The 22153-nt window shown below is 48.5% G+C and carries 16 protein-coding genes; 5 read left to right on the top strand and 11 right to left on the bottom strand.

Going from position 1 to position 22153, the window contains the following annotated elements:
• The coding region (locus V2I46_05605; protein MEE4176967.1) for a hypothetical protein at window positions 1-1219 on the bottom strand (1219 nt) is incomplete at its 3' end.
• Window positions 1220-1688: 469 nt separating this feature from the next.
• On the opposite strand from V2I46_05605, the gene mutS reads away from it, so the two are divergent.
• A complete protein-coding gene (gene mutS, locus V2I46_05610; protein MEE4176968.1) occupies window positions 1689-4283 on the top strand; it encodes a DNA mismatch repair protein MutS in 2595 nt (864 codons plus the stop codon).
• Window positions 4284-4330: 47 nt separating this feature from the next.
• Here the strand turns inward: mutS and V2I46_05615 are convergent, their stop codons facing one another.
• The 7 genes from V2I46_05615 to V2I46_05645 all read right to left on the bottom strand — a co-directional run bounded on the left by V2I46_05615 (window position 4331) and on the right by V2I46_05645 (window position 12269).
• On the bottom strand, window positions 4331-4843 hold the full coding sequence (locus V2I46_05615; protein MEE4176969.1) for an OmpH family outer membrane protein: 513 nt from the start codon (window positions 4841-4843) through the stop codon (window positions 4331-4333).
• Between the two features lie 33 nt (window positions 4844-4876).
• Window positions 4877-7321: an outer membrane protein assembly factor BamA gene (gene bamA / locus V2I46_05620; GenBank protein ID MEE4176970.1), complete on the bottom strand. Its 2445-nt coding sequence runs from the start codon at window positions 7319-7321 to the stop codon at window positions 4877-4879.
• 175 nt (window positions 7322-7496) lie between these two features.
• Window positions 7497-8237, bottom strand: coding sequence for an isoprenyl transferase (locus tag V2I46_05625; protein MEE4176971.1), 741 nt, complete (start codon window positions 8235-8237; stop codon window positions 7497-7499).
• 90 nt (window positions 8238-8327) lie between these two features.
• Complete coding sequence (locus tag V2I46_05630; protein ID MEE4176972.1) at window positions 8328-9212, bottom strand: DUF6089 family protein; 885 nt, start codon at window positions 9210-9212, stop codon at window positions 8328-8330.
• Between the two features lie 112 nt (window positions 9213-9324).
• Window positions 9325-10335 (bottom strand): hypothetical protein, encoded by a 1011-nt coding sequence (locus tag V2I46_05635; GenBank protein ID MEE4176973.1) that lies wholly within the window; start codon window positions 10333-10335, stop codon window positions 9325-9327.
• A gap of 84 nt (window positions 10336-10419) precedes the next feature.
• Window positions 10420-11298 carry an NAD kinase gene (locus tag V2I46_05640; GenBank protein ID MEE4176974.1) on the bottom strand — a complete coding sequence of 293 codons (879 nt, stop codon included), beginning with the start codon at window positions 11296-11298 and terminating at the stop codon, window positions 10420-10422.
• 518 nt (window positions 11299-11816) lie between these two features.
• The gene (locus V2I46_05645) at window positions 11817-12269 is read right to left on the bottom strand and encodes an OsmC family protein (GenBank protein MEE4176975.1); all 453 of its coding nucleotides are present in this window, start codon (window positions 12267-12269) and stop codon (window positions 11817-11819) included.
• Window positions 12270-12435: 166 nt separating this feature from the next.
• Here V2I46_05645 and V2I46_05650 point away from each other — a divergent pair, with 166 nt between their 5' ends.
• Window positions 12436-13104, top strand: coding sequence for a Crp/Fnr family transcriptional regulator (locus V2I46_05650; protein MEE4176976.1), 669 nt, complete (start codon window positions 12436-12438; stop codon window positions 13102-13104).
• A gap of 83 nt (window positions 13105-13187) precedes the next feature.
• Here the strand turns inward: V2I46_05650 and rodA are convergent, their stop codons facing one another.
• Window positions 13188-14450: a rod shape-determining protein RodA gene (rodA, locus tag V2I46_05655; protein MEE4176977.1), complete on the bottom strand. Its 1263-nt coding sequence runs from the start codon at window positions 14448-14450 to the stop codon at window positions 13188-13190.
• Window positions 14451-14461: 11 nt separating this feature from the next.
• On the bottom strand, window positions 14462-16282 hold the full coding sequence (mrdA, locus tag V2I46_05660; GenBank protein ID MEE4176978.1) for a penicillin-binding protein 2: 1821 nt from the start codon (window positions 16280-16282) through the stop codon (window positions 14462-14464).
• A 183-nt stretch (window positions 16283-16465) separates the two neighbouring features.
• On the opposite strand from mrdA, the gene V2I46_05665 reads away from it, so the two are divergent.
• The 3 genes from V2I46_05665 to gatD all read left to right on the top strand — a co-directional run bounded on the left by V2I46_05665 (window position 16466) and on the right by gatD (window position 21140).
• Complete coding sequence (locus V2I46_05665) at window positions 16466-17599, top strand: saccharopine dehydrogenase C-terminal domain-containing protein (protein MEE4176979.1); 1134 nt, start codon at window positions 16466-16468, stop codon at window positions 17597-17599.
• A gap of 11 nt (window positions 17600-17610) precedes the next feature.
• A complete protein-coding gene (gene gatE, locus V2I46_05670; protein MEE4176980.1) occupies window positions 17611-19608 on the top strand; it encodes a Glu-tRNA(Gln) amidotransferase subunit GatE in 1998 nt (665 codons plus the stop codon).
• Window positions 19609-19754: 146 nt separating this feature from the next.
• Window positions 19755-21140, top strand: a complete 1386-nt coding sequence (gene gatD, locus V2I46_05675) for a Glu-tRNA(Gln) amidotransferase subunit GatD (GenBank protein MEE4176981.1) — start codon at window positions 19755-19757, stop codon at window positions 21138-21140.
• 3 nt (window positions 21141-21143) lie between these two features.
• On the opposite strand, the gene V2I46_05680 is transcribed toward gatD, so the two are convergent.
• On the bottom strand, window positions 21144-22082 hold the full coding sequence (locus tag V2I46_05680; protein ID MEE4176982.1) for an N-acetylmuramoyl-L-alanine amidase-like domain-containing protein: 939 nt from the start codon (window positions 22080-22082) through the stop codon (window positions 21144-21146).
• Window positions 22083-22153 lie beyond the last annotated feature (71 nt).

Below are 22153 nucleotides of genomic sequence, written 5' to 3' on the forward strand. Positions count from 1 at the left end.
CATCAACAGCTGCATAAAATCCATCTCCCATTGCGAATAACAGGAAGCCCGTGTCGGAAAGGGTGTATCCATCCAGGAGGGTGATTCTCAGGAACCAGCTGGATGGAGCGTTGTTGTGGGGCTGGTCACTGCTTCTTGAAAGCGTTATTCCAGACTTATTATAGCCATCCACAGGCTCTTCAGGATTGTAAATGGTAAGATTCCCAATCTTAACGCCATCTTCATTCACAATGGCTTTGCCGTATCCATTTGGTTGCGGATCAGGATGCCCATCATAAGTACAAAGTTCCTGAACAGCCAGTACCGTTATCCCGTCAATGACAACTGAAGGAGCACCTCCCATGGGGTTTTCAGTGTTTCCGAGGGTGTCGGTCACCCAGCCGTAATTGGTGGTTGGGGGAGGGATAATGCCATCACCTTCATCGCCGCCATCACCTTCATCACCGCCGTCACCGCCGTCACCTTCGTCACCGCCGTCACCTTCATCACCGCCATCACCTTCATCACCGCCGTCACCTTCGTCACCGCCATCACCATCATCACCATCACCACCATCATCACCATCATCACCATCATCACCATCATCACCATCACCACCATCATCACCATCACCACTGCCTTCGCCATCAATGGTTCCGTCAGTTTCGTCACAGTATTCAACGTGGTATTCGGCATAGAACCACCAGCGGTTTCCCGGGCCTTCGGTGTCGCCGCCAAAGGCTGTTTCGCCCTGGACGATATTGTTGTTTTCACCAATCAGGACGACCTCGGCGTGGGCGGCAATGATCAGATCCTGTCCTTCGCCCCAGGTGTTGGGAATGGCATAGGTGTAAGAATCTACCATTGGGTTATGCACGGTCTGGTAATCGAACTGCCCTGGTACGGGATGATTGTTGCCGGGGATATCTTCCACGCTTCCTGCAATGTGGAGATGCGTTAGCTGAAGCATCCAGCCACCGGTGGTGTTAAAGGTTACATAAATGTAATCCACATCACTGCTGATTTCCAGCGAGCCTGCAACAATATGCTGGCCAGCCCAGAGGGTATAGCTTTCGGGTACGCAATCCGTTACCTCAGAATTTGCCTCTGTCGTATACGTGGCAATTTGTTCGGTTTCTTCAGGCAGGAAAGGCTCGGGTAAGTCTTTCTCGCAGCCCGTAAGTCCGGCCACGGCAAATATGGAGATCAGTAAAAACAGATGGTAAAATTTCGGTTTCATTGCAGATATTTTTTAAGGTTATTATTACTTATCGGACAAATCATTTTCGTTAAATAGAAAACCCAAGCTGGGAGGCCTGCGCCTTCCCTAAGGATTTTCACTATAAAAGTATGGCGGCATTTACGAATGCCCTTAAGTGTTTCTCGGAATTTCCCCTAAGAAAAACCAGGTGAAATATACGGGGTGATATCTGTGGGTGATCAGTCAGACAGCGGGTTTCAGAAAAAACGGCTTTTTTGAAAGGAAAGTAAATTTTTGAAAAACCCCTAAGTGTTTTTAATAAATTAAGCCGTAAAATCCGCAGATTGAGCAACGAAATATTTGCATAAAGCGGCATACCCTGGCAAGCCGTTTATTTGTTTCTTTTGTAATTCAATCCAAGCAGCCTTGCTTGTTTTTCTTTATTTTTGTCATACCAAAATCAAAACCCTTGTCGAAGTCGGCCGCCAAATATGTAGAGACGCCCCTGATGAAGCAGTATTATGCCATCAAGGCCAAGCATCCCGATGCCCTGTTGTTGTTCAGGGTGGGCGACTTTTATGAGACCTTTGGCGATGATGCCATCACTACTTCGGAGATCCTTGGCATTGTGCTGACCCGCAGGGCTAACGGGGCTGCCTCCTATGTGGAGCTGGCCGGATTTCCCTATCACGCCCTCGACACTTATCTCCCCAAGCTGGTAAAGGCCGGGCAGCGGGTGGCCATCTGCGAACAGCTGGAAGACCCCAAACTAACCAAAAAAATTGTCAAGCGGGGGGTAACCGAACTGGTCACACCTGGTATTGCCTTCAGCGACAAGGTTCTCGATCATAAAGAGAATAATTTCCTGGCAGCCCTGCATTTTTCTGAGGGGATCGTTGGCGCCGCCTTCCTGGATGTTTCAACAGGTGAGTTCCTTACCGACCAGGGTAAACCCGAATACATCGATAAGCTGTTGCAAAGCTTTCGCCCCAGTGAAGTGGTGGTGCAGAAAAACGAATTGCGTAATTTCCAGGCTATTTTTCCGGGCAAGTATTACACCACGACCTTTGAAGACTGGGTTTTTACCCGTGAATTTGCCGATGATTTGCTTTTGAAGCACTTCGGTACGGTCTCGTTCAAGGGCTTTGGCATTGAGAACCTTCATAGCGGCATCATTGCTGCCGGGGCTGTCATGCATTATCTTTCAGAGACCCGCCATGAGCAGATCGCCCATATTAACCGGATCTCGCGTATTGATGAGCACCAGTTTGTCTGGCTCGACAAGTTTACCATCCGTAACCTTGAGATCCTTTATTCGGCCAATGAAAATGCCACCACGCTGATCCAGGTGCTCGACCATACGATTTCGCCCATGGGGAGCCGTTTGCTGAAACGCTGGATCGTGCTACCTCTTAAGGACAGGCAGCTGATCAATGAGCGCCATGATGTGGTGGAGTTTTTGTTGAAAAATCAGGAGTTGGCCGGCAAACTGGGCGGGTATATCCGTCAGATAGGCGATCTGGAGCGCCTTATTTCGAAGGTGGCTGTGGGGAAAGTGAATCCACGCGAGGTCCTGCAGATACAGAAAGCCCTGGAAGCCCTTGAACCTATGCGGCGGCTGTGCCTTGACAGCGGTTGCCTTCCCCTTCAAAAGGCTGGCGACCAGATCAATCCCTGCAACCTGATTCGCGAACGCATTGCCAAAGAAATTAAAAGTGAACCTTCTGCCTCCATCACCAAAGGCAATGTCATTGCCGATGGGGTCTCTGATGAGCTGGATGAGCTGCGCGGCATGGCCTTCTCGGGAAAAGATTACCTGGCCAGGCTGAGGCAGCGTGAAATAGAACGCACGGGAATCCCCAACATTAAGATTTCGTACAACAATGTTTTCGGCTATTATCTTGAGGTGACAAACACCCATAAGGATAAAGTGCCGGATGACTGGGAGCGCAAGCAAACTTTGGTGAACAATGAGCGATACATCACCGCTGAGCTCAAGGAATATGAAACGAAGATCCTTTCGGCCGAGGAGAGGATCCTTCAGAAGGAAGAAGAATTGTTCAACGCCCTGGTAACGGCTCTGCAGGAATATATTGAACCCATACAGGTCAATGCCAGTGTGGTGGGCCGCATTGATGTGCTGCTTTGCTTTGCTACCGTAGCCCGGCAATACAATTATTTCCGGCCCGAGATCAACGACTCGTTTGTGCTCGATATCAAGGGCGGGCGCCACCCGGTCATCGAACAGCAGTTGCCCCCCGGAGAGGAATATGTGGCAAACGACGTGTTGCTCGATAATGAGCACCAGCAGATCCTGATGATCACCGGCCCCAATATGTCGGGGAAATCGGCCCTGCTGAGGCAAACTGCCCTGATTGTACTGATGGCCCAGATGGGATGCTTTGTGCCCGCAGAAAAAGCCTCGATAGGTTATATTGATAAGATCTTTACACGCGTGGGTGCCTCTGACAATATTTCGTCGGGCGAGTCCACCTTTATGGTTGAGATGAACGAGACGGCCAGCATCCTGAACAACATCTCAAACCGCAGCCTGATCCTGCTCGATGAAATTGGCAGGGGAACCAGCACTTATGATGGCATCAGCATTGCCTGGGCCATTGCCGAGTTCCTGCACGAACACCCCATGTTCAGGGCAAAAACCCTGTTTGCCACTCATTATCACGAGTTGAACGAGATGGCGACGGCCTTCCCCAGGATCAGAAACTTCAATGTTTCCATCAAAGAGATGCATAACCAGGTGATCTTCCTGCGGAAGCTTGTTCCCGGTGGCAGCGAGCACAGCTTTGGAATCCATGTGGCACGGATGGCAGGGATGCCCGCCGTGGTGATTGACAGGGCCAATCAGGTCATGTCGCAACTGGAGAAGACCCATAGCCATGAAGAACTGGCAGGGAAGGCTGGATCAGGTAAGGGAAAACCAGGTAAAAAAGACAAAGACAATTACCAGCTGAGCTTTTTCCAGCTGGATGATCCCCTGCTCGAACAGATCAAAGAAGATATCCTGAATACCGACATCAACACGCTTACGCCAGTGGAAGCCCTGATGAAACTCAATGAAATCAAGCGGCTTCTGGGTAAATAAAAAACCGGCCAGAAGCCGGTTTTCATGTTTTATCCAAAAGGTTAAACCTAGTTCCGGTAACCCAAACGTTGCAGCACCTCATCACTGAGGTCGTAGCGCACATCCGTAAAGATCATGGTCATACCGCCCGACTTGTCGAAGATTACGGCATAATTTCCACGGGTAGCAATTTCCTCAATGGCTTCATAGATTTTGTCCTGAATGGGCTTTATCAGTTCCTGGCGCTTTTTGAAAAGGTCGCCTTCCCGTCCAAAACGTTGCATTTGCAGTTCCTTGGCAATGCGTTCCTGTTCAATAATGGATTCTTCGCGCTGACGGCGCATATCTTCGGGCAGCAAAGGGGCCTCTGCCTGGTATTCACGATACAGGCGGTCGACTTCACTGAATTTCTGTTCAATTTCGGTTTGCCAGCTTACGCTGATTTGTTCCAGCTCCTGCTCGGCAGCCTTATATTCGGGAATATTCTCCATGATGTAGTCGGAGTCGATGTAGGCAAAACGCTGGCCAAAACTCATTCCGGCCAAAAGAATCATGATGGTAAATAGGGCAGTTTTTTTCATTTTTAGTCCTCCTGGATTGGTTAAAATTAAGCATTAATCTATGGACTGGCCGATAGAGAAGTGGAACCTTCCGCCGCTGTCGCCGGGTCTGCCGGGAATGGTATCAAAACCATAACCGTAGTCGATCCCGAGCAATCCGAACATGGGGAGGAAAATCCTCAGACCGACCCCTGCTGAGCGCTTGATGTTAAACGGGTTGTATTCCCTGAAGTTTTTCCAGGCATTCCCGCCTTCCACAAAAGCCAGCGCATAAATGGTCGACATGGGGCTGAGCACAATGGGGTAGCGCAGTTCAACGGTATATTTGTTGAATACGGTGGCCCCGATTTCCTGTCCCGTTCTGTCGGTTGGCGTCAGCGAATAGTTGGCATAACCTCTCAGAGCGATGATCTCCCGGCCATCTATTTCCCAGCCAGAGATTCCATCGCCTCCGAGATAAAATCTTTCGAAGGGCGGGAATCCAATGTCGGGGTTATAGAAGCCCAGAAAACCGAACCTGGTCCGGGTACTTAACACCAAATCTCCTGCCAAACGTGTATACCAGCTGGTATTAAATTTCCATTTGTGGTATTCCAGCCATTTGTAGCGGTCTTCATCAGCAAGTCCGGCAAAGTTTTTTCCGGTGAGGCTTGAATAAGGAGGTGTCAACTGGAGGGAGAGCGAAATCTCAGATCCTTCACGCGGGTAGAGGGGTGCGTCTACTGAGTTTCTTCCCAGCACCACGTTATAGCTCAGGTTGTTCGACTGCCCGGTATTGATGATGAAGGGTATGGGGCTGTTGAGAATATCATAGTTCTGATAGGTCACAAACTGCTGAAGGAAGAAATAGTCGTCAGGAACGGTTAACCGTTTGGCAAAACCAACACTGGCACCAATAATGGAATAATAGCCATAGTTGGGGTGGCTCTTGGCAAAATTGGTACGGTGCGTGGTCTGATAAACGCTTAGGCTAAGCGTATTGGGTTTTTTCCCACCTAACCAGGGTTCTACAAACGACATGCTGTAAGATATGTATCCCCGCCCGTAAGTCTGTGCGCGGAGCGAAAGGCTTTGCCCGTCGCCGGTGGGCAAAGGCCTCCAGGCCTCTTTCTTGAAGAAGTTTCGGGTACTGAAATTGTTGAAGGTAAGACCAACGGTTCCTATGATTCGGTTGGCTCCCCAGCCTCCGGAAAGTTCCACCTGGTCAGAGGAGGTTTCTTCAACCACGTATTCAATGTCAACGGTGCCATCCACAGGGTTGGGCTTGGGGATCACATTAATCTTTTCCTGATCAAAGTATCCCAGCTGAATGATCTGGCGCTGGCTGCGAATAATGTCGTTGCGGCTGAAAAGCTGCCCGGGGCGGGTTCGGATCTCACGCATGATTACGTGGTCGTTGGTGCGATCGTTTCCGCTGACGGTAACCCGGTTGATGGTGGCCTGTTTCCCCTCAAAAATGCGCATCTCCAGGTCAATGGAGTCGTTTTCGACGGCAGTCTCCACGGGCTTGATGTCGAAGAACAAATAACCCGCATCCAAATAAAGGGAACTGACATCCACCCCTTCCATGTTCATGAAGAGGTTTTTTTCCAGCAGTTTCTGGTTGTAGAGGTCCCCCGCTTTGATGCCCAGCACTTCATTGAGGAATTCTGTGGGATAAACCGTGTTGCCTACCCAGGAAATATCGCGGTAATAATAGGTGGGCCCTTCGTCAATGTACAGGTCAATATTAATTCGATTCTCTTCTACAAAATAGATCGAATCATTAAGGATCCTGGCATCGCGTTTCCCAAGTTCATTGTAACGGTCGATGATGTTTTGCTTGTCTTCAACAAATTGCTCCTGAATCAGTTTGGATGAGTTAAAGATGAACCTTAAACTCTTTTCCCTGGTTTTTTTCATCAATCGCTTGATCTTTCCGTCCGACAGAATCTCATTGCCATACACATTTACATTGGCAATGCGGGTGCGCTGCCCCCGGTCGATGTTAAACTCCAGGGCAATGCTGTTTACCCGCGCAGTGTCGGGGATTTCTTGGATTTCTATGCTGGGCTTAAGGAATCCCTTTTCTACAAAATATTCTTCTATGGCACTTTCCGCCCTGAAAAGGAGGCTTTCGGTCACCACGTCACCCCTGACTAGGTTCAGGTTCTCCTCCAGTTTGTCGGCATCGGCCTTTTTTACCCCCTTAAACTCAAACCGGGTAAGCCGGGGCCGCTCCTGTAATTCTATGTCCAGGAAGATCGACTCCCCCTGGATACTGGTCACGGAGATCGCCACATGCTGAAAGAGGCCTTGCTTCCATAGGTTCAGAATGGCCCTCGAAATCTGTTCTCCCGGAACCAGGACGGTTTGCCCGACATACAATTGGGAGACCATAATCACCACGTTATCATCAATGAACTCTGTTCCGGTAACACTGATGCCTCCGATCCGATATTCCAAAGGGTTCGTGGGATCGATACGTATCTGGTCGCCCGTCAGTACATCTTGACCCATCAAAGGGAAGGTCAACCAAAAAGCCAGGATTAAAGACACAAGCATCTTGACCGGAAAGCCGGAAAACAAACGAAAAGGAGAAAACAGGGGGTTGGAAAACCGGTTGAGGTGCATTATAGAGTTTTTTTTGGCAATATTCATTTAAAGGAGGGCAAGAAACGTAACGGGTATTGGTTTAAAACTGGGGTTGTGGAATCCTGCCGAAGCGTCTTTCCCTTTTCTGATATTCAATAACAGCTTCGAAAAAATGTTTTTTTCTGAAGTCAGGCCAAAGGACACAGGGGAAGTACAATTCAGCATAAGCGATTTGCCACAGTAAAAAATTGCTGACACGCAATTCACCGCTGGTGCGTATTAACAGGTCGGGATCAGGAATGCCTGCGGTCTCCAGGTGGTTTTCAAAAATCAGGTTGTCAATTTCGTCCGGTTTCAGTTCGCCTGAACAGATTTTTGCTGCAATTTTTTTTGTTGCTTTCAGGATCTCCCAGCGTGAGCTATAACTCAGGGCTACGACAACCGTTAGCTTGGTGTTGTGAGCGGTAAGCGCAATGGCCTCTTTTAATTCCTGGCGACATTGTTTTGGAAGTGCATCCAGGTCTCCAATGGTTTGCAAACGTACGCCATTTTCGTTCAGTTCTGGCGTTTCGTTATGGATAGCCTTCACTAAAAGCTCCATCAGGGTGTCAACTTCATATTGAGGCCGCTCCCAATTCTCGGTAGAAAAGGCAAAAAAGGTCAGATATTCAACCCCCAGCTCGGCTGCAGCCTTAACCGTGTCGCGAACGGCCTCCACCCCATGCTCATGCCCGAAATTGCGGTCCTTGCCCCGGTGACGAGCCCAACGACCGTTTCCATCCATGATAATGGCCACATGACGCGGTATATTTTCAAGATTTATCTGATCCTTTAAATCCATTCCAATCAATAAATTATACCCCCAAAAAGTGGCACAAATTTCTTAAAATGTTTCGAGAAATAAAAGCGATGCCCCAAAGTTTAAGAATTTTTAATTGTAAGCGGAGCATTTGGCACGGGAGGAGTCTTTGATTTTAAAGGCAATAACGAATCCTGCAAAGGAATACCAGTCGTTTACAGACGGGTCTCCGCGCTGCAGTCCTGCATTTTGACCATTGTGAGAAAGGGAACGGTCGTGAAAATAAATGGCCTGGGGGCGATTATCTGAATCATCAAAAACACTAATGTCTGGGTATTGGGTACTTACATCGTCCAGGTAGTCGGTCCCTGTGCGTCGCATTCCCCATTCAATGCCCCCGGTAATGTTGCGGCTGATGTTGAACTTAAACCCGACTCCAAACATAAATTGATGGGAAAAGGGCTTGTATTTGTCAGGGTATCCTTCATTGCCCTGGCCTTCAGTTCCCAGGATTCTTAATGAGATCCACTGCCAATCGCTGTTCGGATCATTAGGGTCGGCAGGGTATTGTGCCCTTGGATTGAACCAGAAAATCCCGCCCCCAAAAAACAGGAATGGTGAATAAGGTGTTTCGAGGTTCCCGGGTTCATAGGGAAGAAAATTCACCTCAAATTGCCCTGAGAGCTCGGTAACGTTTGAAACAAAGCGCAGGTTTCGATCCTCGTTGTATTTGATCAAAGCGTCGTTGCCTTCTACACTGGCAAAAATGCCATTCACCCTGGCTGAAATATGGGGCCCGAAGTTATAGCGGTACATCCCTCCAAGGCCAATGCGGGTCATGGCAAACTGCCGGCCGGGATTCAGATCACCCAGGTAATAAGACCCTCCAAACAGCAGGCCCAGTTCATTCTTTTGGCCCATCAGTGAAGGGGTGTGCAGAAAAAATATCAGAAACAGCAAAAGAAAACCCGTATAGGATTTTTTCTTACAGCAACCTGGCACTATTATTTGTGTCATTCAATTTTTATTATTTCGAATTACTCCTGCGGGTCTTCGAGCGGTTCATAAAAGCCCGGCCTCCATTCATAACGTATTCATTAATTAAATATTTTGCCGGTCGTAATTACTGCTAACGGATTAGTGGAGACCAGCGGCGGCTGGTTGGCCCGCTGATAATTTTGTATTGAACTGTCAGGAATAAAAACATATAGGAATCATCGTTAAAAGGGTTGGCCCTTTGATAACCCGGAAGGGTGGAATCGTAACCGGGATATTGGTTTTCAATGCTATAGTTGGTCGGATTGGAAAAAAATTCTCCAAGGGCAATCTTAGAAGGATCGGTCCAGTTAGCCTGGTAAACAGCAGGATCCACGTAGGTGGTGCTTGCATCATCCAGGTAATCGGTAAAGATTTTGCGAAAACCATATTCTATTCCAACACTCCATTCGCGGCTCAGCGACAGGACTGCCCCAATGCCGAAAGGAATCGCCACGCTCACCGGGACATATTTCCTTCGAGTGGGAAATTCTTCAAAACCTTGGCCTTCGGTGCTGAGGGGGCGAAGATTATACCACCCATCCTCGGGAAGCTCATCCATATTGTCAATGGTGGCATGCCGAAGCGTCTGGTAATGTTCCCGGTCAAAATACCCTTGGGGGTTAAAGTAAAAACTTCCGATTCCTCCAAAGATGTATCCCCTGAGCCGGTAACCGATCCATCCAATGGTTCGGGTTTGATCCCGGTATTGCGCCCCGATCTTACCATCCGTATAAAAGAACCATTCGCCCTGAACCGAGGCCTCAAAGACGGGACTGCGAAAAGAGATATTCCGGTTGTTCCGGAAGGCTTCCTGGGTGTGGCTGTCATCGCCCGACACATAACCAAAGGCCAGGTTGCCTGTCACGGCCAGGTCGTAAGTCAGGAAATAACGGTAACCCATTTTGGTGGAAGGCCGGATGGCGCGGAAGTTGAAGTCGCGGTAATCCTGGGTGCCGATTTTATCCGCTCCCCCAAGGTCGCCCATAAAGCCCGTAGCTCCCATCCCTAAAAACACGAATTGCCGCTCTCGCATCCAAAGCTGAGCATCGGCTTCAGGCATGAAGAAAAGGATAAGAAAAAAGAGAATCAGGAATTTTCTCATAAATCCGGGCATAGATAAAGCACAAAATTACTTTTTTTTCAATAAAAGGCTGTTTTTTTGCAGATGCAGGCTGTTTTTCTGTGGCTAATTTCTTTTATCGAGGCCCCAGGCCAGTTTGTTTCTGATGGTCTTGAAAAAATCCTTTTGCCCCAGGCAAATCAGGTTAATGGAAAACCGCGCCTTTTTAATGACCAGCTCAACCGAAGTTGATAAAGGCCGGGTACGGGAATCGAGCACAACCAGGTATTCCTGCGAACGCCCACTGATGCGTAGCTTAACGGTGCTGGTATCAGGAATAACGATAGGTCTCACCGTTAGATTGTGCGTGGCAATGGGTGTAACGATGAAATTGTGTGATTCAGGTGAAATAATGGGTCCGCCGCAACTCAGGGAATAGCCTGTCGATCCGGTTGGTGTGGCTATAATCAGCCCATCTGCCCAGTAGGTATTCAGAAATTGCCCGTCGACATAGGCACTGATGGAGATCATCGTCGAAGTGTCGCGTTTGAGGACCGTTAATTCGTTCAGGGCAAAACTAAAGGACCCGAACAAATCCTCCGGGGCTACCAGTTGCAACAGGCTTCTGCGGTCGAGTGTGAAGTTGCCGCTAAGCAATGCCTCAGCAGCCATGCTCACTTCATCGGTGGATACAGCCGAAAGGAAGCCCAGACGCCCGGTATTAATCCCAAGCACCGGAATACCTGAATCCTTCAGCAGGGTGATCGTATCCAGCAGGGTTCCATCACCCCCCAGGCTTATCATGCAAAAGGTGTCAGCATCCAGCTCCTGGTGGTGCTGGAAGGTTTTAACCGGACGGGTAAATGAAAATCCGCTTTTCAAATACCCATAAAAATTTTCATACACCAAAAACTGACTAACCCGTTTCTCCAGGGTGGTTAGCAAGGTGTTTACCTGGGCAAAATAAGCTGGGTTAAACTCCCGGCCAAATAGGGCTATCTTCATATGCCTGTTTTTTCTCTGTCCGAAAGTAAAAAAACTTTAAGGAATAATCGCATTGGCCCGGTTAAATTTTAGCGACTTCTTCAATGAAAGCACTCCATGTGGCAGAAATGGAAAAATGGCTAGTGCCAGGGTTCTCTTTACCGCTGAAAATTTAATCTTTTCAGGCCATCTCTGGTATATTTTTAAGAGGGACTTTAAACGTAGTTCAGACGTAGTTAACACGTAGTTCAGACGTAGTTCAGACGTACACACACGTTTAAACTACGTATTAACTACGTGTTATTCACGTGTAATCTTTGTTTCTACTGCAAATTTGGATAATTCCTGCTAATGCCCGGTTTATTAACCGCAACCCGGGAGCACAGGTTTTTTTGATTTGGTGTAAGAGACCATGCAGGTGTTTTGGCCAAAATAAAAAAAAATGCTGTCTCGTGGTTTTGAGACAGCCTTTCCGTTTAATTTTATATTTTGGAATACTTTGGCCGTGTTATCTGGTCAAACGGGTAAGTCTTATATCATTAGGCAGTTACAGCCATTTTTCCAATCTCTACTTTTACAGGGGTGGTGTTTTGCAGGTTGTCGCTAACCGGGCAACGGCTTTCAACTGCATGGATCCATTCTTCCAAGGTATCTTCGTCAGCATCGCAATCGGGCGTTAGTTTAACGGTAATGCTCTTGTAGCCTGCACGATCGTCAAAACTTTGTCCAAAAAGCTTGGCTGGGTTCAGGGCCCCTGAGATGTCAATTTTGAGGCTTCTGAGTTCAAATCCCATTTCTTTGGCCACCAGGTGACCCATAACATTGAGACATCCAGCAAAGGCTGCAAGGACGTATTCCACAGGGTTGGGCGCTGCGTTGCTGCCTCCCAGATTCTCTGGCTCATCCACAATCATCTCAAAATTGCGCGCTTTTACAATGGTTTTGGCTGCACTGGCGCTTTCTGCTTTAATTCTGAAGGTTAAATCTGACATGGTTTTATTAATTAATTGTTAAACAAATTTTATTAAACATTTTCTTGAACAAAATTAGTTGTTAAAAAAATAACAGCCTATTAAACAAGCCTTGGCTTTCCTTGTTTATTTTAAGGACTTCTTTATCAAAAAAAATGTATTATTGCACTTTTTATCCCTGTAAATCATGCCGACCAAGGTTTCTGAAGGAAGTAAAAACTGGTATTCACTACTGACGCCACAACAACACGAGTTGGTGATTAACCACTCCAGACTTGTGCTCTTCCGGAAAAATGAAACCATCCTTAAGCAAGGATTCATTGCCGGTCACATTCTTTTTCTTGAAGAGGGAATGGCTAAACTCAGCGTGGAAGATGGACAGAAAATTACCGTTCTGAAGATTGTGCCCCCGGGTTCATTCATCGGACTTATGTGTTCATTCATTAAGGGCACGCTTGACTTTTCGGCTGCAGCCATAAAGGACTCCAAAGTACGGCTCATTGACAGGGAAATATTTGAACAATTGATTCGTGAGAACGGTGATCTGGCCGTTGCCCTTGTCCAGAAAATGTCGCTTGATACCAATAAAATGGTCCACGACCTGGTACACCTGAGCCATAAAAATGCCGATGGTGCTATTTGTACTGTACTTTTCCAATTGGCAGGCATCTTTGAAAGCCACGCTTTTCAGATACCCCTTAGCCGGATCGAAATTGCAAATATTGTTGGTTACTCAAAGGAAAGCGTCATCAACACCCTTTCTGCCCTCAACAGAGATAAGGTCATTTCTTTATCAGGAAAGAACATTGAAATCCTTGATATGAAAAGGCTTGAGATGATTGCACGAAATGGCTGAGGAATTTCTTACCTCATTTTTCTCTTCCGGATTTTTCATGAATGACACGGATGGTTTTTATTGGGCAAAACGATGGATTTCTTCTAAAGCAATTCCAGCCTTTTTGAATCCAGTTTCAGGAAAGTGAAGATCATGATGGTAAATCCCCAAAGCGAAGACCCGCCATAGCTAAAGAAAGGCAGGGGGATGCCAATAACCGGCATCAATCCAATGGTCATACCAATGTTGATGAGGAAATGGAAAAAGAGAATAGAGGCAATGGAATAGCCAAAAACCCTGCTGAACGTTGAACGCTGGCGCTCAGCCAGCATGACCAGCCTTCCTATGAAAATCAGGTAGAGGAAGATGATAACAAAACTCCCAATAAAGCCCCATTCCTCCCCAATGGTACAGAAGATGAAGTCGGTACCCTGTTCCGGAACAAAATCAAATTTGGTCTGGGTTCCTTTCAGATATCCTTTGCCCCAAAATCCTCCTGAACCAATGGCAATCTTCGATTGATTCAGGTTGTAGCCTGCCCCTTTCAGGTCAACCTCCTCGTTCAGCAATACTTCGATACGTAGCCGCTGGTGGGGTTGAAGGAAATTCTCAAAAGCATAATCCACCGAATAAATGTACAGGGAAAGCAAAGCGAATAAACCCAGCAACTGTAGCAATTCCCTTCTTCTTTTTCTGAAAATGATCGCCCCGATGAGGGTCAAAAGGGCCAGGATACCGATCAGGATATACTGATTCACCACCAGGGTAAGGATAAAAAGGAATGCCGCAATCAATCCAAAGGTCAGCAACAATCCGCTAATATATCCTTCGCGATAAAATACCAGCATGAAGGAGGCAAACACCAGGGCTGTTCCGGTATCGTTCTGAAGGAATATCAGCCCCATGGGCAGGGCGATGATTGCTAGGGGTTTCAGCCGGGTCTTTAGGTCCAGGCTACGCGATTTCACCCCTGCTATATATTTTGCCAGGGCAAGCGCCGTGGCAAATTTTGCAAATTCTGCAGGCTGAAGGGCAAAACTGCCTATTTTGAACCACGACCTGGAGGCGTTGATCTCGGTGCCAAAAAACAAAACACTCACCAGGATAACCATAATCCCTCCATAGATCACCCAGGAAAAGGCGGGGAAGAACTTGGCATCAAACATCAAAATTACGGCTCCGATTACGATAGAGGTTATGATCCACATCATTTGCTTCCCATAACTTTGGCTGACATCAAAAATGCTTTGATGGTCTTCATTGAGCTCGGCTGAAAAAATATTCAGCCAACCCATTATGATCATAAGGAGAAAAAGAAAGACGGTGGTCTTGTCAATATTTTGAAAAAAGTCATATTGTTTTTTCATGGCGGGTCCCTTTAAAAGCTGGCCTCTAAAATACGCTGTTCAAACCAGGCGCGGCCAATTTGACGGGTAAGGTATTTTTCAATCATCAAACTGGCAATGGGTGCAGCCCAGGTAGCCCCGTATCCGGCATTCTCAACTACCACCGAGATGGCAATTTTGGGGTCTTCCACGGGTGCAAAGGCAATAAATACGCTGTGATTCTCGCCGTGTGGATTTTGTACTGTGCCTGTTTTTCCTCCCATGCTGATGCCAGGGATCATCGAGAACTGACCGGTTCCGGCACTCACGACATCGCGCATGGCTTCTGCAATTTCTTCAAAATGGGCTTGATCGATCAGGGTGTTATGTTTCTCCAAAAAACGTTCCTGAAGGCTGTCGGGGTGGGCGATTGCCCTGACGATGTGAGGCGTGTAATAGTAACCCCGGTTGGCCATCGTGGCTACCAGGTTGGCCAGTTGCACCGGGGTGGTGCCCACCTCGCCCTGTCCTATGGCAAGGGAAATCACCGTAAGAGAGCGCCAGCCCCTTGGCCCGTAAATCTTGTCGTAATATTCCGAAGAAGGAATCAGCCCGCTGAGTTCATGAGCAAGGTCGCTTCCAAAGGGCTGCCCAAAACCAAAGCTGGTCACATATTTCCGCCAGGTATTAAAACCTTCCTGGATATTGCTGAATCTAGGCTGATCAAGGATTTGCCTGAAGGTGATGCAACTGAAGGTGTTGCAGCTGAACTGGATGCCCCGGTGTGCATTCACCGGGCTTGCATGGCTGTGGCAGGCCACCCTGATCCTTCCGCTGTAATAAGCACCCCCACAGCCATATTGGGTGTTGTAATTGATTACGCCTTCCTGCAGCGCTGTCAGTGTATTCACGATTTTAAAGGCTGAGCCGGGAGGATACTGAGCCATAAGGGCCCGGTTGAACAAAGGCTTGAGGGTGTCTTCCTGCAACTTCCGGTAGTTTTCGTTGCGGACCCGGCCAACAAGCAGGTTGGGATCATAGGAAGGCGTTGAAACCAGTGCCAGGATCTCACCAGTGGAAGGCTCAATAGCCACAATACTTCCCCGTTTGTTTTGCATTAGTTTTTCGCCATACTGCTGCAATTGTCCATCCAGGGTGGTGTAAAGGTCCTTGCCAGGAATAGCAATGGTGTCAAATCTGCCTTCCTGAAACGAACCGATATCCCGGTTCAGCACATCCACCATGCGGACCTTAACCCCCTTTTGTCCCCTGAGTTCTTGCTCATAGCTGCGTTCTATCCCACTGATACCAATATAGTCTCCCGATTGATAATAGGGATTGGCTTCGATATCGCGGGGACCAACCTCGCCTACATACCCGAAGGTATGGGCTGCAATGGGGTAGGTATATTTGCGCAGGGTACGCGGCTGGACAAAGAAGCCGGGAAAACGAAACAACTTCTCCTGAAAAATGGCAAAGGTGTTCTTCGATATTTGATTCTCAAAAACCGAAGGCCGGAAAAGGGAATAATCGCTTGCTTTTTTCAGTCTTTCCTCAAATGTCACCCTTTCAATGCCCAGCAACTGGCAAAAAGCTGTTGTATCAATTTCTTTCACCTGCCCGGGGACTACCATCAGGTCGTAATGAGCCTCATTGTAAACAAGCAATTCTCCATTGCGATCGTAAATCAATCCCCGCGCAGGATAATCCGTTACATACCTGAGGACATTGCTGTTGGCAGATAACTTATACGATGGATCAAGCACCTGGATATAGAACAGCCGGAGAAGAAAAATTAACCCCGTCAGGATCATCGCAGCCAGGATGATGTTCTTGCGTTTCGAATGAAGATTTGAGCCTTGGTTTAATAACATGGATTCAATAAGTTGGCCAATGCGGCAGGTCATGACACACAAAATGCAAAATTAAGGAAAGGCGGCAAGTTGGAACCTTCCTTGTGAAATTTCTTTTTCCTTTCCAGCCCCTGATATTTTCACAAATTTAATAACTTAGCCGCCGCAGGTTATTTTAAGTGTTTTTTACCAAACCGTTAAGTCATGAGTAATATTGTTGTTTTAGGGGCAGGCATGGTGGGAAAGGCCATCGCCATTGATCTGTCTGCTCAGCATCAGGTCACCTCAGCCGATATTGACAAGGAATCCCTTGAGTACTTATCTTCCAACTATCCCATCCATACGCAGGGTATTAATCTGATGGAGGAAGAAAGGGTAGCTGAACTTGTTAAAGACTGCGACCTTGTGATTTCGGCCGTACCAGGATTCATGGGGTTCGATACCCTTCGAACCGTTATTGAAGCCGGGAAAAACATAGTCGATATTTCCTTTATGCCCGAGGACTTTATGGAACTTAACGCCTTGGCGGCTCAAAAGGGGGTAACTGCCATCACCGATTGCGGGGTGGCACCCGGGGTGCCCAACCTGATCGTTGGCTATCACAATGAGTTGATGGATGTCGAAAATTTTGAATACGTGGTGGGCGGCCTCCCGCGCATCAAGATCTATCCCTTCTATTATAAAGCCCCGTTCTCGCCGATCGACGTCATTGAAGAATATACCCGCCCCGCTCGCTATGTAGAGAAAGGGCAGCTCCTCACCAAACCTGCGATGAGCGAACCCGAACTGATGTTTTTCGAAAAAGTAGGCACCCTCGAAGCGTTTTATACCGACGGGCTTCGATCGCTTCTTTCCAATATGGAGCATATCCCCAATATGCGAGAGAAAACCCTGCGCTATCCCGGCCATATCCAGTTGATCCTGGCCCTGAAAACAGCTGGTTTCTTTGAAAAAACGCCTATCACCATCAACAACACCGCCATAAGGCCCATCGATTTCACCAGCAAGGTACTGATCGACGATTGGAAACTGGGCCCCGAAGAGCCCGAATTCACCGTGATGCGCATTGAGATTTCCGGTAAGGAGGAAGGTCAAAACAAAAAGATCGTTTATAACCTCTACGATGCATACGATCCGGGCACAAAATTATCTTCAATGGCCCGCACAACGGGCTTTACGGCAACAGCCTGCGCCGAACTTGTTCTACAGGGCCGCTTTGCGGGCAAGGGAGTCTTCCCGCCCGAACTTCTGGGGATGGACCCCGATAACTTTGAATTTGTAATGGATTACCTGGCCGCCCGTAAGGTCATATACAACAAAACCGAAACCAAACTGTAAATCCCTTCTTGATGAAGAAGCAATCTGATGCCTTGAGAAATTACCGCGAAACCCTGAAGGCCATTGGCTATGTCCCCCGTAAAAAAGCCACCCAGAAAGATTACGACCGCATCGGTTTCATGTCGGGTTTGGAGGTCCACCAGCAACTCGACACCAAGCGCAAGCTTTTCTGCCGTTGCCCCTGCGGCATTTACCAGGCTCCCGATGATTACGATGCCGAGGTGATTCGCCATATGCGGCCAACCCTGAGCGAGCTGGGGGAATACGACGGTACTGCCCTGATGGAATTCAAGACCCGCAAGGAGATCGTTTACCGCATTAAGAATGCTACCACCTGCACTTACGAGGTGGATGATACCCCGCCCTTTCCCCTCAACAATGAAGCCCTCGACATCGCCATTCAAATCAGCCTACTGAAAAAACTGAACCTGGTAGGAGAGGTCCACATCACCCGAAAGCAATATCTCGATGGCAGCATCCCAACAGGCTTCCAGAGAACAGCCATCATCGGTGTAGAAGGCGAGATTCAGCTGCGCAATAAAAAGGTCCGCCTTATCCAGCTCAGCCTCGAAGAGGACTCCTGCCGTGAGGTCTCTGATATTGGACACACCAGGGTTTACCGCACAGACCGGTTGGGGATGCCGCTCATCGAAACGGTGACCTATCCCGATATGGTCAACCCCGACGAGGTGGCCGAAGCCTGCCAGTTCATCCGCTTCCTGAACCGCAGTACGGGCAAGGTCCGTACCGGAATGGGTGCTGCCCGTCAGGACGTCAACGTGAGTTGTCGCGGAGGATCACGCGTTGAAATCAAAGGCGTGGCCCACATTCGCTGGATTCCCGAACTGACCCATAACGAATCTTTCCGCCAATGGGCTTTATTACATATTCGCGAACGCCTGCTTGAGAAGGTGAAAAAGCCTGAGGTCTGGCAAATGACCTGGCAAAGGATCGACCCTGTATATTTTGACTTCCGGTCAAAGATCCTTAAAAACCTCAAGGAACAGCAGTTGGAGTTGTATGCCGTTTGCCTGCCACGTTTTGGCGGTATCCTGTCGCACTTCACTCAGCCCGGAAAGGTCTTTGCCGATGAGATCAGCGAACGCCTGAAAGTCATTGCCTGCATTGAAAAGCCCAATATGACCCATTCGGAAGACTTGAAACCTCTGGAGAATGAAGAGGTCTTTGCCCGTCTCCGCAAGGTGCTTGGCGCCAAAGCCGAAGATGGCATCATCCTGTTCTGGGGCCCGGCAGACGACATCCCCACCGCATTGGAGACCATTGAGGAGCGCTGCCGTATGGCCTTCGTTGGAGTTCCCAACGAAACCCGTAAGTCGTTTGAAAACGGTACTACCATTTTCGAGCGCGTACTGCCTGGGGCTGATCGCATGTATCCCGATACCGATTCGGCGCCCATTCCTTTAGAGGAGGAACGCATTAAAAGGCTATCGAGAGACCTGCCCCTTGAGGCCATGGAAGCTTACCGCCAAATGCAGGATTGGAATGTGCCCGAAGACACGTATCTTTATATACTGAAGAAGAATTTTTTCCCCTTGCTGAAACAGATGGTGGAAGAACTGGATGTTGACCCTGTTTTTGCCGGAACCCTGCTGGGCCACCGCCTGCGTTTTGTGGAAGGACATTTCGAGGTTTCCAAAAGCTTCAGGTATGAGCAACTGCTTGAAATTCTTCGCGAAATTAAGTCCAGGGGCCTCGACCGGGAGATCATCAAGCCCATTTTGCCTGTTTTAGTTCAACATCCCAAGATGGATTTCGATTCCATCCTGGTTAGCATCAACTTTAAGCCCCAGAAACCCGAAGAGGTATTGGCCGGGGTGCGCTTTCTGAAAAAGAAATATGCGACCATTGGCCGACGAAAAGATGAAGATGCCCGCGTCAACTGGATGATGGGTCAACTTCGCAAAAATGCCTTGGGAAACATCGCCCTCCCTGATTTGCGCGCTGCCCTGGAAAATGGGAAGAAGGAAGAGATCAGAAGTGAGAAATGAGAGATGAGAAGTGAGAGACTTAAGAAACTTTAGGGAAATGGAGAGAAAACCCAAGAAGCAGAAAGCAAGAAGTAAGAAGCAGGAAATGCAAAGGCCTTAAACCTTAAACCTTAAACCTTGAACCCCAAACCCAAAACCCAATTTAAATGAGCGAAGACTTTTTCCAGGGATATAAAGGACAGGCCCTTGAGGTCCTGAAAAAATATAACGTCAGGGTCTGGGGCCAGGCTACCATTGAAACCAGCCGTGGCAACTTTGTGGGTACGGTGCTGCCCCGATCCGAAAACGACGACGACCGCCACCTCGTGCTTAAGATTCCCACCGGATACAATGTTGGCATTGCTGTCGATACTATCCTCGACATGAAGGAAACTGGCTATAAAAAAGCCAATTACAAGATCCCAGAAAAGGAATTTCCTTATACCGAAGGGCTTCCCAAAGTGAAGCTTATTGGTACGGGCGGTACCATTGCCTCCCGCCTCGACTACCGCACCGGTGCTGTGATACCTGCTTTCTCCCCGGGAGAACTCTATGGGGCCGTTCCCGAGCTGGCTGATATCTGCAACCTCACTACCGAGAAGGTTTTTGCTGTTTTCAGCGAGAATATGGGTCCTGAGCAATATAAAAAACTGGCCATCGCCATTGGCAAGGAGATCGAGAATGGCATCGATGGCATTGTGATTGGCCACGGCACCGACACCCTTCACCACACTGCGGCCGCCCTCACCTTTATGGTGCAGAACCCGCCAATACCCATTGTGTTGGTGGGCTCACAGCGCTCGTCCGACCGTCCGTCCTCCGATGCTGCCCTCAACCTGATGCACGCTTGCTACACCGCAGGCCACGGAGACATTGCCGAAGTGATGGTCTGTATGTTCGGGCCCACTTCTGATGATTATGCTTTTCTCCACCGCGGAACCCGTGTCCGTAAGATGCATTCTTCCTATCGCAGCACCTTCCGCACCCTGGGAGAAACACCCCTGGCCACTGTCACCCGACAGGGCGTAAAACCCATAAAGGCAGAATACAACCACCGCCGTAAGGACCGCAAGGTCAACATAATGCCTTACTTCGAGGAAAAGGTCGCCATCGTGTATTACTATCCCAATATGATGCCTGATATGATCGATTCACTTATCGAAAATGGTTATAAGGGTATCATCATTGCAGGTACCGGGCTCGGTCATGTGAACATACCCTTGTATCCCGCCCTCGATCGCGCCCGAAAGGCTGGTGTCGCCGTCTATATGACTGTTCAGACTCTTTGGGGCTATGTGCAGATGTTTGTCTATGAAACCGGCCGTGAAATGATGGCCTTGGGTGTGGTTCCCGGCGAAAACCTCTTGCCCGAAGTGGCTTACATCAAGCTCGGGTGGGCCCTGGGGCAAACCAGCGACCTGGAAGAAGTGAAGCGCATTATGCTTACCCCCATCAACGACGACATCACCCCCCGCGAACCTTACAATGGATACCTGATCTATCAGGGAGGAGTGCCCGAGGTGGAGGCGTTTATAAGGAAATTCAGAAAATAATGTTTATTTGACCCTGGCCACCAAAATGCCAATGACCCTTCGCATTTCCGCAAGATATTCGCTTAAGGGAACCACGCTTACCTCAACGCTATTGCCGCGGGTAGAGGCGTGCAGCAAATGCAGCCGGCCTTCCCTGAAATATGCAAATCCGGTATGCGAAACATCCAAGCCTTCAATATCGGTAGTAAAAGCAATGATATCACCGTTTTGAATGTACTTTTCAACCTCCCGTATGTCTTCTTTCGGGATGAAATTTGTTTTTAAGGCCGATACATTCTTCTCCACTTCCTTCATTTGTTCTAAAATGGCAGGATCGGCCATTTGGGGGTATGCACCGGGATGCGCGGTCATAAATGATACTTTGCTGTCGAAAGGCTTGCTGCCAATGGGTTCACTCACCAGTTCCAGCAATCCTTGCTGTGCGTGCAAGTGCAGCCATTCCGAGAAGTAGTGCAGGCGGGATGCATATCCATTGGGGTAGCCTTCCCGGTAGCGCAGGCAGGCCAGGATGCTGGCATAGTCCTCAAAACCGGCTTTACCCTCTTCGATGGTCAGGGCAAGTGCCAGGATGTATTCCACGAAAGTCGTGCAGTCCACCTCCTGCAGGTTCACTACCAACTGCTCCGTAGCGTTCACCTCCAGGGTATGCGCCACATAGGGGGTGCCAAGGAGCTTTTCCCCCAGGGAAAGGATCAAGTCCCCAATTTCTGCGACTTTTCCTGCCTCCTTTGAAATGCTGGACACCAGTTCGTTTATCATTGCCATATCTGCCTCACTGACGCTTATGGACATTTCCTCCACCTTCACACAAGATTCGCTCCATCCCATCCTTCCTGCTTCATCCTTTGCAGGCGGGGCCTGCCTTGCCTGGCAGCCGCTGAAAAGCATCAAGTGGATGAACAGCACTGCAAGTCCTTTTGCTTTTATCAAATTTGAAACCATTGGGGGTTTTTTTCTCTGTTTCTATGAACAAACTTAAGGATTCTTCCGGGATTTTCGTGCCATGGCCTGAC

Source organism: Bacteroides sp., from assembly GCA_036351255.1.
Classification (GTDB): Bacteria; Bacteroidota; Bacteroidia; order Bacteroidales; family UBA7960; genus UBA7960.